General features: G+C 69.7%; 13 protein-coding genes and 2 pseudogenes. 9 read left to right on the forward strand and 6 right to left on the reverse strand.

Annotated features, from left to right (window positions below):
• Positions 1 to 268 (forward strand): annotated as a pseudogene (locus ACZ49B_RS38580) (hypothetical protein); the annotation flags it as partial.
• A 348-nt stretch (positions 269 to 616) separates the two neighbouring features.
• Entirely contained in the window at positions 617 to 859 is a 243-nt protein-coding gene (locus ACZ49B_RS38585) for a hypothetical protein (protein WP_468315855.1), read from the forward strand.
• A gap of 641 nt (positions 860 to 1,500) precedes the next feature.
• On the opposite strand, the gene ACZ49B_RS38590 is transcribed toward ACZ49B_RS38585, so the two are convergent.
• From ACZ49B_RS38590 to ACZ49B_RS38600, 3 genes are all read right to left on the reverse strand, one after another.
• Positions 1,501 to 1,800 (reverse strand): transposase, encoded by a 300-nt coding sequence (locus ACZ49B_RS38590; RefSeq protein ID WP_468315857.1) that lies wholly within the window; start codon positions 1,798 to 1,800, stop codon positions 1,501 to 1,503.
• A gap of 269 nt (positions 1,801 to 2,069) precedes the next feature.
• On the reverse strand, positions 2,070 to 4,508 hold the full coding sequence (fxsT, locus tag ACZ49B_RS38595; protein ID WP_468315860.1) for an FxSxx-COOH system tetratricopeptide repeat protein: 2,439 nt from the start codon (positions 4,506 to 4,508) through the stop codon (positions 2,070 to 2,072).
• Positions 4,509 to 4,631: 123 nt separating this feature from the next.
• Positions 4,632 to 5,015 (reverse strand): DUF4158 domain-containing protein, encoded by a 384-nt coding sequence (locus ACZ49B_RS38600; RefSeq protein WP_468315863.1) that lies wholly within the window; start codon positions 5,013 to 5,015, stop codon positions 4,632 to 4,634.
• A 110-nt stretch (positions 5,016 to 5,125) separates the two neighbouring features.
• Here ACZ49B_RS38600 and ACZ49B_RS38605 point away from each other — a divergent pair, with 110 nt between their 5' ends.
• The 4 genes from ACZ49B_RS38605 (at position 5,126) to ACZ49B_RS38620 (ending at position 7,858) form a co-directional block, all read left to right on the forward strand.
• Positions 5,126 to 5,302, forward strand: coding sequence for a hypothetical protein (locus ACZ49B_RS38605; RefSeq protein ID WP_468315866.1), 177 nt, complete (start codon positions 5,126 to 5,128; stop codon positions 5,300 to 5,302).
• Positions 5,303 to 5,440: 138 nt separating this feature from the next.
• On the forward strand, positions 5,441 to 5,974 hold the full coding sequence (locus tag ACZ49B_RS38610; protein ID WP_468315869.1) for a hypothetical protein: 534 nt from the start codon (positions 5,441 to 5,443) through the stop codon (positions 5,972 to 5,974).
• A 200-nt stretch (positions 5,975 to 6,174) separates the two neighbouring features.
• Positions 6,175 to 6,597, forward strand: coding sequence for a GIY-YIG nuclease family protein (locus ACZ49B_RS38615; protein WP_468315871.1), 423 nt, complete (start codon positions 6,175 to 6,177; stop codon positions 6,595 to 6,597).
• 523 nt (positions 6,598 to 7,120) lie between these two features.
• Positions 7,121 to 7,858, forward strand: coding sequence for an ATP-grasp domain-containing protein (locus ACZ49B_RS38620; RefSeq protein WP_468315887.1), 738 nt, complete (start codon positions 7,121 to 7,123; stop codon positions 7,856 to 7,858).
• A gap of 731 nt (positions 7,859 to 8,589) precedes the next feature.
• Here the strand turns inward: ACZ49B_RS38620 and ACZ49B_RS38625 are convergent.
• Positions 8,590 to 8,898, reverse strand: coding sequence for a hypothetical protein (locus ACZ49B_RS38625; protein WP_468315874.1), 309 nt, complete (start codon positions 8,896 to 8,898; stop codon positions 8,590 to 8,592).
• Positions 8,899 to 9,122: 224 nt separating this feature from the next.
• On the opposite strand from ACZ49B_RS38625, the gene ACZ49B_RS38630 reads away from it, so the two are divergent.
• Both ACZ49B_RS38630 and ACZ49B_RS38635 read left to right on the forward strand, forming a co-directional pair.
• Entirely contained in the window at positions 9,123 to 9,476 is a 354-nt protein-coding gene (locus ACZ49B_RS38630) for a hypothetical protein (RefSeq protein WP_468315876.1), read from the forward strand.
• Positions 9,477 to 9,720: 244 nt separating this feature from the next.
• Complete coding sequence (locus ACZ49B_RS38635) at positions 9,721 to 10,089, forward strand: hypothetical protein (RefSeq protein ID WP_468315879.1); 369 nt, start codon at positions 9,721 to 9,723, stop codon at positions 10,087 to 10,089.
• Between the two features lie 323 nt (positions 10,090 to 10,412).
• On the opposite strand, the gene ACZ49B_RS38640 is transcribed toward ACZ49B_RS38635, so the two are convergent.
• Complete coding sequence (locus ACZ49B_RS38640) at positions 10,413 to 10,706, reverse strand: DUF6087 family protein (RefSeq protein ID WP_468315882.1); 294 nt, start codon at positions 10,704 to 10,706, stop codon at positions 10,413 to 10,415.
• Positions 10,707 to 10,864: 158 nt separating this feature from the next.
• Between ACZ49B_RS38640 and tpg the strand changes: the two are divergent.
• Positions 10,865 to 11,353, forward strand: a pseudogene (tpg, locus tag ACZ49B_RS38645) (telomere-protecting terminal protein Tpg).
• Between the two features lie 50 nt (positions 11,354 to 11,403).
• Here tpg and ACZ49B_RS38650 read toward each other — a convergent pair.
• Entirely contained in the window at positions 11,404 to 11,799 is a 396-nt protein-coding gene (locus ACZ49B_RS38650; RefSeq protein WP_468315885.1) for a hypothetical protein, read from the reverse strand.
• Positions 11,800 to 12,412 lie beyond the last annotated feature (613 nt).

A 12,412-nucleotide genomic window follows, 5' to 3' on the forward strand; every position in this document is an offset into this window, starting at 1 on the left:
GTCCGCGCCCTGGCCGACCGCGGCGCCGTCCGGGACCTCATCGACGTCCACGCCGCCTCCCGCCTGCGCACCACCGCCGCACTCGAAAGCCTCGGCCGGCGCCACGGCCGCGACGAGTTCCCTCGAGAAGTTCGACGCGTATGGCCTCGACCCCGCGGCCATCACCGACCTGCGGGACTGGGCCCAGCAGTGGGCCGCCGACCTCGAGCAGCGCCTCGCCCGCGACACCGGCGACGACGACATCACCGGCAACCCTCACAGCTCGTGACAACGCGAAATGCCGTCAGGGTCCCCCTACTTCCAGTTCACGGACTGCTGGGGAGTTCAACGGCTTCGACCAGCTTGGGTCGCTGGGTGGCGCGGGTGGAGATCTGCGGGCGGCAGGTCCGTGTCCGCTTCATCTGCTGCTACGAGCGACTCATCCGGCTCATCACATAGGACACGGTCTCAGATGGGTATCGGGTGCGGCTGGCCCTGAGTACTTCCGCTCAGGCGAGCTGGCACTGGGATCTGCTTGGCTGTGCCCATGCGCGAAACGATCACTGCCCCAAACGACGCCCTTTCCGCCGAGGACTTGGACGCAGAGGGGGTGTCGGTGTGGACGACAGCGTGGACAGTGGCTCTGGTCCCCGTGGCCTTCTTCTTCGGCGCCCTCGCTCCGATGGCGACGGAGGCCCACCCCCAGACCGTGGCGGTCACCATGGCCTTCTGGTGGGCGTCCTGGACAGCCACCCCGCTCCTCGTGGTGGCCTCCCGGCTGTTCCCCGGCCGCCCTGCCCTGGCCCGGTGGCGCCGCTGGGCTGGGCGGGCCGCGCTGGTCCCGCCGATAGCCGTGATCCTGCTGACGGTCACCCTGTAACGGCAGACGGATATGTGCTCCCGGCCCGGGCGCCCGAGGACGTCGCGCGGCCCCGGCCCGATAGGCTGCCGCCGCCATGTCCCCAGCCTCAAGGAGATGCGCAGACCGGCAGCTGGGCTGGGCGCGAAGCTGCGGCCGACAGGCGCCTGTTGCCGGCATGGCCGGGCAGGGCGTGGCGTGCCGTCCGGCGACCTCGGTGCCGAGTTCCGCGACCGAGCGCGGGATTTACCCGTCCGACTCGGGTTCCTCGCCGCGGGCTCGCCGGAACATGGCCGCCAGTTCGGCCGTCGCGTCAGCGAGCTCGTCCGCGGCCCAGCAGCCCTCACCATCTGACTCCGAATATGATCGCCCGGACAAGTCCTAGCTGCACTCGGTGCTCCTGGAGAACTGCTGGGCGGGTGCGCAGGGTTTGGCATCCCGGTCTCGGCGCTGATGGCCTGGTGCTCGGCTATCTCCCGGCCCCGATCCCAGGTGAGCGTCCGCCGCAGCTGAGGCGGGGTGCCGACGAGACTCCTGGTGAGGTGGGGAGTGACTTGCTCGGCCTGGATGCCGTCGGGCAGCGCGACGATGGCCGTGTAGCGGCTGGTGCGCTCGACCAGCGTGGCAATGGCCGACGGTCGGGTGCCCCTCACGAGGTCGCCCTACCAGTGGCCGGGGACCTTACGATCCTCGGCCTCGGCGGGGCGATCGGTGATGGACACCATGCCGCGGATGATGCCCCGGACAGTGGGCCGGCGGGCAACCTTCGGATGACGCATGGGCCTGCCTGACCGCAGACGCTGGGTGAGGCTGCGGTCGATCGCCTGGCGCCGGCGAGGGTCGTAGAGCGAGAGGTAGATCGCCTCGTGCGAGATCTGCATGGCGGCGTCACCGGGAAACTGTCGTCGCAGCCATCCTGAGATCTGCTCGGGTGACCAGCGCAGAGCCAGCTTGGCTTCCACCAGGGCGCTAGAGCAGGCCGTCGGGCGAGCTTGGCCTGCTTGGGGCGGCGCCCGCGCTCGAGGGACCGGCCCAGCCGCTTCGACAGTCCGGGCCGATTCCCCTGGGCGATGCCGCGAGACATCTCCTCGCGCTCGCTGCCGGGCAGGTGCCGCTCTGAACGGGTCTGCGGGGTGAGGTGGACGCCGCCGCTCTGGTACAGGAAACGACGTGCGTGGTGCATCGGCCCTCTCCCTTTCGCTTGGCGGCGGCTCGGGGATACAGGGCCTCCTCAACCGCCACCGGCTGCGACGTTCCTGCGCCGCAGCCAGTGCCACCACCGGCTCTGTGGCCGTTGGGTGGACATGGCTAGCGCTGCCTCCAGCGCGTTGCGGGTGCTCAAGGTATGCGTGTGTTCGTCGCCCAGGATGCGGACGCGGTCATCGAGGGTTCGGCGCAGCAGGTCTATCGCCTCGGCCTGCTCACCTGCACTGGTCAAAGCGAGAGCGAGGTTGTGGCGACTGGCAAGGGTATCTGGGTGTTCGGGGCTCAGGATGCGGGTGCGGTCCTCCAGGGTCTGCCGGTGCATGCGCACTGCTTGTGCGTGCTCGCCCATCCCATCCAGCGCCAGACCGAGGCTGTCCCGGCTGGCCAGCGTGTGCGGATGCCCGTCGCCCAGAATGCGGGCGTGGTCGTTGAGCGCCTGCCGCAGCAGCTGTATCGCTTCCGTCTGCTGCCCCGCCCTGGTCAGGGCGCTGGCGAGGTTGTGGCGGCTGAGTAGGGTGAGGTAGTGCTCGGGGCCCAGGACACGGATGCGGTCCTCCAGGGTGCTCCGGTGGATGCGCACTGCTTGTGCGTGCTCGCCCATCCCATCCAGCGCGAGACCGAGGCTGTCCCGGCTGGCGAGGGTATGCGGATGCTCGGGGCCCAGGACACGGGTACGGTCGTTGAGGGTCTGCCGCAGCAGACCCACCGCCTCGGCATGCTCACCCGTCCCGTCCAAAGCGCATGCGAGGTCATTGCGGCTGGTCAAGGTATCGGGGTGTACGGGGCCCAGGATGCGGGCGCGGTCCTCCAGGGTCTGCCGGAGCAGACGCATTGCCTCGGCCGGCTCTCCCATTCCGAACAAGGCATTGCCCAGGTTGTTGCGGCTGGTCAAGGTATCGGGGTGCTCGGGGCCCAGCATGCGGGTCTCGACCTCGAGGACCCGTTCATGCAGCAGGCGCGCCGCACCGAAAGCGCCAGCCTTCTGCAGCACCTGCGCCAGGGTGTTGAGAGTGGTGCGGTGGTGCGTGGCGGTGCGCGGGTCCGCGTAGTCGAGCAGCAGCGGCAGGTGGGGGGCGAGGAGCAAGGCTGCAGGCCAACCAGCGCGCCCGCGCTGGTTGGCCTCGTGCACAGCCGTGGTCAGCCGCTCGGCAAGAGCCCGGTGCCACACGGCGAGATCGGAGGTCTCGGCCGTGAGGGCGATAGCGTTGATCTCTCGGATCAGGGGATGCAGCACCACCTGCGCCCCCTCAGTGCTGCCCGACGCCGGGCCGGTGCTGCCGGGAGAGCGGGGCAGGCCGAGGAGACCGTAGCGGTGCAGGCCAGCGAACGCGGCCTCCAGGGCCGCCGCGGTGACGTCGTGTCCGGTGACGACGGATAGCAGGTCCGGAGTGATCAGGGACAGTGGGACGGGGGCTTGAGCCAGCAGGGCCAGCAGTCGCAACAAGGGGCGGGCCAAAGGGTTGCCCTCCCCGGCGAGCTGGTCCAAGGACACCTCCCAGGTGTGCCGCACCACGGCGCGGGCGACCTGCGGATGGGAGGCATTCGGGTGCGCCGCTCCCAACAAGAACCGCAGTTCCTGTTCCAGGGCCTGGCGGTAGGCGGCAAAGGTGCGGTAGCGGCTGGTGGGTCCGGCCAGATAGGTGCCGGCCGCGTGCAACGCCAGTGGCAGCCCGCCCAGTCGCGCCGCCAGCTCCCGGGCCTGCTCGGCGCTGCCGGCCACGGGAGCAGCGTCCAGCAGGACCTGCCCCGCAGGTCGCACCGGCAGCGGCTCCAGTGGCAGCAGCTGTGCGCACGGACCCCAGGTCTGCTCGCTGCCATCCCGGCTGGTCACCACCAGCAGACCCCGGCCGTGAGGACGGATCCAGCCGCGATAGTCGGCCACCGGCTCCCCTGCCGGGCCGATCTCGTGCGGCTCGTCGGCGTTGTCCACTACCAGCAGCCACCGCCGCACCCGGCCCAACTGTCGCCAGACCACATCCGGCAGGCTCGCCTGCCCCGCTCGCGCGGCCTCCAGCTCTGCCTCTGGCAGGCCGCAGGCCAGCGCCGTCTCCACCATCTGCTGCGCCAGCTCGGCACCGTCGCGCCAGCGCACCCAAAACACTCGCCAGCCCGCCGCCTCGGCCTGGGCGGCCAGTTGCGCGGCCACCGTTGTCTTGCCCATCCCGCCGACCGCGCACAGCACCGCGAACCGGCCTTGTGGCCGCCGAAGCATGCCTGCCAGCACGGCGAGTTCTCCCTCACGCCCCCGCACGCGCTGAACATGCGGGGGGCGTAACGAAGCCTGCCGGCCTCGGGCCAGTCGGCTCACCGGGGCCAGCCGCGCCGGGGGCCTTGGTGCGGCATCCAGATGCCGGCTCCACAGCAACAGCCCGATGCTGACCACCACCAGCACGGCGAACACCGGCCAGATCACCCCCGCCTGCGCCGCCCAGCCAGGCACCGCGTCACTGGCGTAGTTGGTCACCGGCCCCAGCACAGCCGCCACCAATGCGGCCCCTCCCGTTACGGCCGACCCGGCCCACGCACTCCGCCTACGCCCCACGGTCTGCCACCCCCGTCCACCGTCACCAGGATGTTCCCGCCTGGATCACGTCCATGGAAGGGTGCGGGTGGTCACGACGCGGGCGGCGGTGTTGCTCCGGTTCAGCGGCCGGATGCCGAGCCTGCTGCTTGAACGCCGGTTACGGGCCGCCACGAGCACCTTCTCCACACGGGTCCGGCCCGGCGGCTCGATCCGCTCGACACGGCACTGCACCAGCAGGGCCTGCCGCTGCCGGTCCTCGACCAGCTCGACCGGGCAGACCTCCGTCGACAGCCACTCCGTCAGCCGTTCCTCGTCCGCCACGGTCGACGGCCGGAACCCCAGCGCCTCGCGAATCTGCTTGTGCCGGCCCCGCCCGCAGCGGCCCCGTTGCGCGAGCAGTTGCGTGTCGCCCGCCGCCCCGAGCGACGGCAGCCAGACCATCGACATGGCGGAGCTGCGAGGAAGGTGTCGGTGACCGGACAGCCGTACGCGGTCCGGTTTTCTCCGCGCCGGCCGCGAAGGTCCTAGACACCCTGCCCGAGCACGCCGAGGACACCGTGTGGGACGTCCTGGACGCCGCTGCGGCCGACCCGTGGGGCTTCCGGCACTGGAACGCCGACGACCCCGAGGGCGAGGACGTGCGCTACGCGTCCGTCGGCCGGCTGTCCCTCACCTACTGGGTGAACAGGCCCCTGCTCCGCCTGACCGTCCTGAACATCGTCCGGCTCGAGTAGCCACCCGAGCGACCATGCCCCCAGCAGCACAGATGCGGGAGGCGGGGCATTCAGCAACGTGGCCACCTCGTATTCACCGGTAGCCACCCCTGGATACGACCCGCAACCCGGTACTCCCGAGAGGACCCGGACCCCTGCGTGCACGCGCCCGGACACGACACCAGAGGCTTACCAGCGTGGAACGCTTCCCAGGCCGCCATCGACGCCTACGGCAAGCACCTGCCGGACATCCGGTTCATCGCCTCCCTGCTGGCTGGCTACCAGTCCGACCGCGAGGCCCTGACCGGACGACTCACCCACGGACGGGACGCCGTCCTCTCCGAGGTGAACCTCCTTGCCATGGAAGCCCGCGACGACCTGCTGGAGGCTGGCGCCGTACTGGATGCCCTGGCCCTCTCCTGCACACCGGGCCCGTATCTGCCCGGCGAGGAGCCGTACGACGACGTCCCCGAACCGGTGGACTCCGCGGTGGAGCTGCGCACCGACGCGGCCATGCTCGCGCAGCGCCTGGTCGCCCACGACCGCATCCACGGGGGAGGGAAGACCTCCCGCCCTCCGCAGCCCCGCACCGACGAAGACCGGGACGTCGAGCGGGACTCCGCCCGCGCCTACCTGCGCAGGGAGTGGATAGCCGCCCGCGAAGTCCGTCTCGGTGGCCGCCGCCTGCCGTAGCTGGCACCGACCCGCCGTGCCCCGTCTTCCCCCGGCCGCGGGGCACGGCTGGGGCCTGCAGCCTGACTGCGGGCGGCCATAGGGTCGGGCCAGGAAGAACCCGACCGGCCACCCGCGCCAGTGACCACTTACAACGCCAACCGAGTGAAGCCGCATGGGAGGAGACGGAGGTCACCTCCCGGCTTGCCACGGAAGCCGAGTTGGAAGCCCTGGGGTACAAGGGCGCCGTCCTCGTCATGCAGATCGTCCGGACCATCTTCAGAGCAGACGGCACGCCCATCAGCAAGACCCTGACCATCCAGGGTGGGAGCACAACCCTCGTGATGCATCAGAGCCCCGAGAGCGTGGAGGGCGACGAGGCGCTCCCGGCCCCCGACGAGCCGGCGGTGCCGGCACCCCGGGGCCCGGTCCGCCGGACTGTGCGGACGTACCTCGTCGGCGTGGAGGACTCACCGCAGACGAAGATCGGGCGGACTACCAGCACCCTCAAGTCCCGGATGGCGCAGTTCCAGACGAGCCATCACGCCAGGCTCCTTCCGCTCCTGGACGTGGAGGGCGACGACGAAGGTGCGCTGCACGAGCGGTTCGCGGACTACCGGGTACGGGGGAGTGGTTCGACCTGACGCCTCTCGGAGATCCCGCCACGGTCGTCATCGATGCCCTGGCAGAGCTGGGACTGGATATCCGGACCAGCCACCGGGAAGAGCAGAGCGGAGCCCGCACGGCCGAGTCGACAGATGGCTGACGACCAGAGCAACAGGGCCGCCGGGCTAGGCAGTTTCGCCCGGTCACACTCCGGGCGGACACGCACCTGACTGTCACATCCGCCTGTGAGGTCTGTAAGGCCCATAGGCCATTTCCCCAGGTGGGCGAGGTGAGCTGTGAGGTTGTGAGGCTGTGAGATGGCTTGCCAACGACGTTCCGCCCGTCCTCTGACAGCCGATCTTGACCGTTCATCAAGTGATCTTGACCAAGGTCGGGTTTCTGCCACTTGATCTTGAGCCTCACCGCTCCCTGGCCTGCCTTGGGGTCTGCGCCGGGGGATTCTCGGCTGCGGTGGTGGGCACGGTGGGGCTAGCGTGGCGGTTTTGCGGAGTGTAGGAGGGATTCGCGGTGCTGGTCATGCCTGGGCGGCGGACGTCGACGATGGAACTGTTGGCCGTCGAGGCGGCGGGCCGAGGGATGTCGGTCAGGGCGGCGGAGGAGCCCGGCCTGGCAGGCCCTGCGTACTGGTACGGCGGACCGGTCGCGGGTGCGCGGCTGGCAGGCCGGCTCGGGTTCGCGTTGCTGGAGCCGAGGGACGGCTGGCTCGCCGAGTTGCCGGAAGAGTTCACCGGCCGCCAGGTACGGGCGGGGACCATGGCGGATGCATGGGCGATCGACGAGCCGACGTTCGTCAAGCCGCCCCGTGACAAGTCCTTCCCGGCCGATGTCTACACCGACGGCTCCCGGCTGTCCTCCGCCCTGGACCCGGCAACACCGGTGCTGCTGTCCGACGTGGTGACCTTCGCGGCCGAGTACCGGCTGTTCCTGCTGGACGGCCGGATTGCCACGGCGAGCCGGTACGCAGTGTTCGGCCGGCTCGACCCCCGTCCGCTCGGTACGGACCGCGCGGACCGGGCCACCGCCGCGCAGATCACGGAGTTCGCCGACCGGCTGGCCGCCGCAGCCGGGCACACGCTGCCGAGTGCCGTCGTCGTGGACGTCGGGCAACTGCTAGACCCGTACCGCCCAGGCCACCGCTGGGCCGTGGTGGAGGCCAACATGGCGTGGTTCTCGCATGCCTACGCGGCCGACCCGGCACGGGTGCTGGACGTGGTCCTGCGGGCGGCGGGGCCACGCGAGCACATGCGGCCGCGAGATCTGGCGTTCGAACGGCACTGATCCGCACTGCGCGAACTGGGCTTCCCGGCGGCCGGCCTGGCCCGGCCGCACTCCAAGAACTGACGCTTCCCGTTTGGTCAAGATCCCTGTCAATCGGTCGAGATCGCGTGTCAGAGGACACTGATCCTGGTCGTGCTGCACACGGCCGTCTGCAGCAGCTGCTGCTCGGTGGAATCCGTGAGTGGCTTCGTTCATCTCCAGGAACAGCGATTGTCGACCGCTTCCGGAGTCAGTTGTCGATCAGCCGGCTCGCGAGTGTCGAAGAGAAATGACGGCACTGCCGAGTGAACCCGAATCGAGCCACCGGAACCATCTGCGTCATCCAGACCCGATGGCACGAAGACGACCTCGCTGGCCGCATCCTGGCGACCGCACGCGACGCCTGGCACGTCATCGACCTGCCCGCCTTCGCAGACAGCTCCGACGACCCCCTCAGCCGTCCACTTGGCGAGCCCCTGTGGCCCTCCCGCTTCGACGCCGCCCACCATGCCAAGACCCGCAAACGCGTCGGTGAGTGGAGGACGGAGGTCCACCAATCCCACGCGCGCTTGCGCATGGTGGGGCTGTCGGCGTCGACCTTGTCCTTGACCGGGTCGTCGACGCTGGCGATGTGGGCGCCGCGGCGGGTGAGGCCACCGCCGAGGCCAGCGGCGAGTAGGCCGCCCTCGCCGCCGACGATGTCGAACCGGTTGGCGGCCTGGCTGCCGGGCTTGAGGTGGATGCCGAGGTCTTCACCCCGGGTGGATCGCGTCGCGGATCCACCTGCCGTGGTCGTCGGCGAGGCCGGAGCTGTAGCTGGCGATCATCATGCAGTGGCCGGGGTTTCGCCGCAGATACCACAGGGGCGCCCACCCGCTGGCACGGCGGGACTTGCCGTGCCGCGGGGGAATGGTGAGCATGACGCGGTCCAGGCGGCCTTCGGCCATGTCGATGAATGCCTGGTCAATCAGGTCGAGATGCGGGGCCTGCATCTCTCGGCCGTCGGTGAAGACGGTGGCCAGCGCACCCGGGCAGCGGTCCCTGGCGAGACGCTTTTCCACGACGAGCAGCTTGGCCCGGAGTTCGGGTGAGGCTCGTACGGCGATGGCCCGCCGCGTTCAGAGGGCAGGGTGCGGTAGGGAGCGAGGAGGGCCTCGCGGTCTTGGCCGGTCATCAGCTGCCGGCCTCGTCGGTGATGCCGATGAGCGCGGCGAGTTCGTCCATGGTGGTGTTCGCGATCTGGACCGGCCCTCCCTCGGGGCAGGCGAGCTCGTTCTTGGTCGGCATGTCGAGGCCGAGCAATCGCGCGCGCAGCGCGGTCGATCGCAGTGAGGTCCTGGTCGCGGACGACCTTCCGGTAGGCGACCAGGAAGAGTCGGTCAAGTCGGTCGAGTCGGTCGGCCTGCAGGGCTCGCATCTCGTCGACGTCGTGGTTCAGTTCGGTCCGGCGGTCATCGAGTGCCTTGCGGACATCCCGGCAGGCGGCATGAATGAGCGCCTGTTCGTCGGGGGGTTCCTGGCCCTTTCGGTAACGCTCGATCCCGTAGCCCTGGGGGTATGGGACCCCGTCGGCGTTCACGCCCGGGTCTGCGGCCAGCTTCCTGGCGATGGACAGCCAGTCGAGGCCTGCGAGGCGTAGGTCGATGGCATCCGAGCGGCGGCGCGCGATGGCCGCACGCTGGGCCTTGTCGGGACGTCCCACGGCGGGGCTCCTCCACTGCTCGGTGCGCCCCCACACCCAAGGCCATGATCGCACTCTTCGCGGCGCGCGAGCTCCCTGCCGACGTCACGCGCGCCTCCGACCCCCCACTCGGCGAACGTTCGAATGCCTCTGTCGGGTGACGCAACGATGCAACTCCCTTGGTTCCTCTATCTCCGACGGCATGGTGATGTTTAATTCGTTCGTGGTTGACGAATTGGCGGAGAAGTCGCCCGAGGCGTCGAGCAGCGAGTTGCAAGAGGCGATGACGTGCTCTTCGAACTCCAGCGAGGTGGACGGAGTTCAGGACGCTGTCGAGGACGACTACGTGGTAGAGCCCATTGGCCTGGACATCCCGCTGGAGGTCCCGAATGTGGGACACGGTCGCCGCGATGTCGAGCGCGTTCTTCTTGCCGGAGGCTTTCATGTGAGGCTCGTACCAGTGGGCGTCGTACCCCTGCTCCTTGAGGCGCTTGATGTACGCCGCTTCGCCGGCGCCGAAGTCGCCGATGCGCTCCCCTCGCTTGCTTTCGGGCAGCACGTAGGTTCGTAGGTGGTGGACTTGTGGGAGTCCCCTTCGTCGCCGCCGAGGCGGTGCATCTGGCACCAGTGCTGGTCGTACGCCTTCATGCCGAGCTGGGTGTAGTCGTAGACGCCGTAGTCGCCTTCCAACCATTCGATGAGTTCGTCGGCCTCTTGCACGTACACGCGGTAGCAGAGCATCGGGTATTCAAGTCGTGGCCCGCAACTGCGTGGTCCTTGTTGAGGATGACGCGGCCGGCGGAGTCGGCCACGATCGTTCCCCAGGGCCCGTACCGGGGGACGAGGCGGCGGATCTCCTCTTGGATCGCGGCGTTGACGCGCGCCACAATGGCTTCAGGTCTTGCGGTGGCGGCCCGTACCCGGGGCCATCGGGCTGCCGGGCAGGACCGGTTGCGATGGCGGGGCTGGAGGGGGCGGGTAGAGCAGCCGCTTGGCGGCGGCGTAGTTCTCGACTGTGGTCACCGGCAGCCAGGCGTAGCCGTCCCACTCCAGGATCAGTCGCGGGGCGTCCGGGTCGACGTGCGCGGCGTGCTGCTGGCCGGCGCCGAGGGTGACGGCCTTCCTCTCGCCGACCGGCCGCAGCCGCTTCTCCCGGCGTGCCGCCCATCGTTCCAGGGGCTCGTCCATGTCCTACCTCCGTCCATCGAGGGCAGCACCCTACCGGTCCGAAAGCGGCGGCAACTCCGACGAGACCAGCGGGCAGGCCGCGGGGGTCAGCGCGGAACTGGTGGTAGGCGGGTGACGACACGCGCAGCCTGATCCCTTGCCCGGGACCCGAAGGTGGGGTGTCGCACCTGAACGACTTCAAGGCGGCCTTCGAGTCGGTCGGCAATGCCCTTGAGACCATCACCCAGCCCGACGGTCTCAAGGGCAAGACCGCGTACACCTTCCGCGAGACAGTGGCCAAGGAACCACCGCGCTGGTTCAAGGCGGCGGACGTGTTCGGCAAGGCCGCCGACGCCATGGGCCGCCTCGCCGAAACCGAGGAGGCGGCGACCACCGACGGCATCCTCGTCGATACCGGCGCGAGGTTCGGGTAGACCGCCGCGCCCGGCACCACGGACGACGGACGGATGCGCTATCTCACCGTGGCGGTGCCGCCCGAGTACGCCGCCCGCCTCTTCGGCGCCCGGGACGCCGGGGCGAACGAGCAGCAGCTGCGTGACATCGCCGCCGAGGGCCTCCAGGAGGTCTACTTCAAGGACCGAGGCCGCCGCGCCGGCGGCCTCCTGGTGGAGTTCACCGACGCTGAACACATCGAGTTCGCCCTGTAGGGGGCGCGCTCCGAATCGACAGCGAGCCTGGATGTGCCTGAGTGAGTGCTTCAGTTGACGAGTGGATGTATGGAAACCAGCCACCGCCAGCGCCGACGCTCGGTGACGAGGGTGGCGGCGGCCAGCAGGGTCACGGGGACCGCGGCCCAGGCGGGCCAGGCCAGCCACGAGGAGACCACGGCTGCGGCAAGCTGGAGCAGCATCAGCAGGATCGTGACCCAGCCCGGCACCGCGATGATCACGTTGGCCTTGTCCCCCGGAGTGGAGAAGAGCGTCGGAAGGCCGATCAGGGCCACCACGGACAGGGCAGCCAGCAGCCATGAGTGGCCGGCCAGGGCCCAGGGGGTAGCCACCCAGGCGACGAGTTCCGTCGCGAAGCGCAGGGCGGACGCGGTGCGGTCGTCCGGTTGTCCCGAGGTCGTTTCCCCACCAGCAGCTTCAGTCACCTACGGACGATCTCACGGCACCCGGCCAGTTGCCAGGGGTTTGGGGCGCCGCTGGCGAAACCCGCCAACTGAAGTGACCAGTCACGGTTGCTGCACTCCGCCACCGTCGTCATTCGCCCCTGGCAGAAGGAATCAGGCAATGCCGTGGCGTACCAGAATGCCCTTCACCGCGTTGCCGAGATCGCTATCGCCGAAGGCGAAGGCGACCCGCGAGTGCCTCGGCCAGGTGACGGGGTCCCCGTGATGGGGCAATGCTGCCGCAGCCAGCCCCGGCTCTGAGGAGCGAAGTTGGCCCCGAAGCATTCACGGCCGGCTGCGGGCGGTCGGCCGCGTCCTGCGCCTGGACGCGAGCACGGAGGACGTGCCCCGGTTCGGCGGGGGTCCGGCCACGCCCGCCGGGTGAGCCGCATGGCCGGACGCGCGTCGTGCGGTCGGCTAGGACTTGTCCGGGCGATCATGTTCGGAGCCAGATGGTGAGGGCGGCGGCGGCGGCAGTGCCCAGGTAGACGTAGTGCCGCTTGATGCCCCTATGGATGTCAAGCAGCGACTCCGGCGGGTCTTGTCTGGTCAGCCGGAGTGGTGGCGGGGACGATGAGTCGGTAGATCTCTCGTG

The sequence above is a fragment of the Streptomyces sp. NPDC031132 genome (genome assembly GCF_055570595.1).

Coding starts and splice junctions, on each gene's coding strand:
- ACZ49B_RS38600 (WP_468315863.1), bottom strand. CDS start 5,015: ATGTCGATGGTCTGGCTGCCGTCGCTCGGGGCGGCGGGCGACACGCAA.
- ACZ49B_RS38620 (WP_468315887.1), top strand. CDS start 7,121: ATGGAACTGTTGGCCGTCGAGGCGGCGGGCCGAGGGATGTCGGTCAGG.
- ACZ49B_RS38630 (WP_468315876.1), top strand. CDS start 9,123: ATGTCGAGGCCGAGCAATCGCGCGCGCAGCGCGGTCGATCGCAGTGAG.
- ACZ49B_RS38635 (WP_468315879.1), top strand. CDS start 9,721: ATGGTGATGTTTAATTCGTTCGTGGTTGACGAATTGGCGGAGAAGTCG.
- ACZ49B_RS38640 (WP_468315882.1), bottom strand. CDS start 10,706: ATGGACGAGCCCCTGGAACGATGGGCGGCACGCCGGGAGAAGCGGCTG.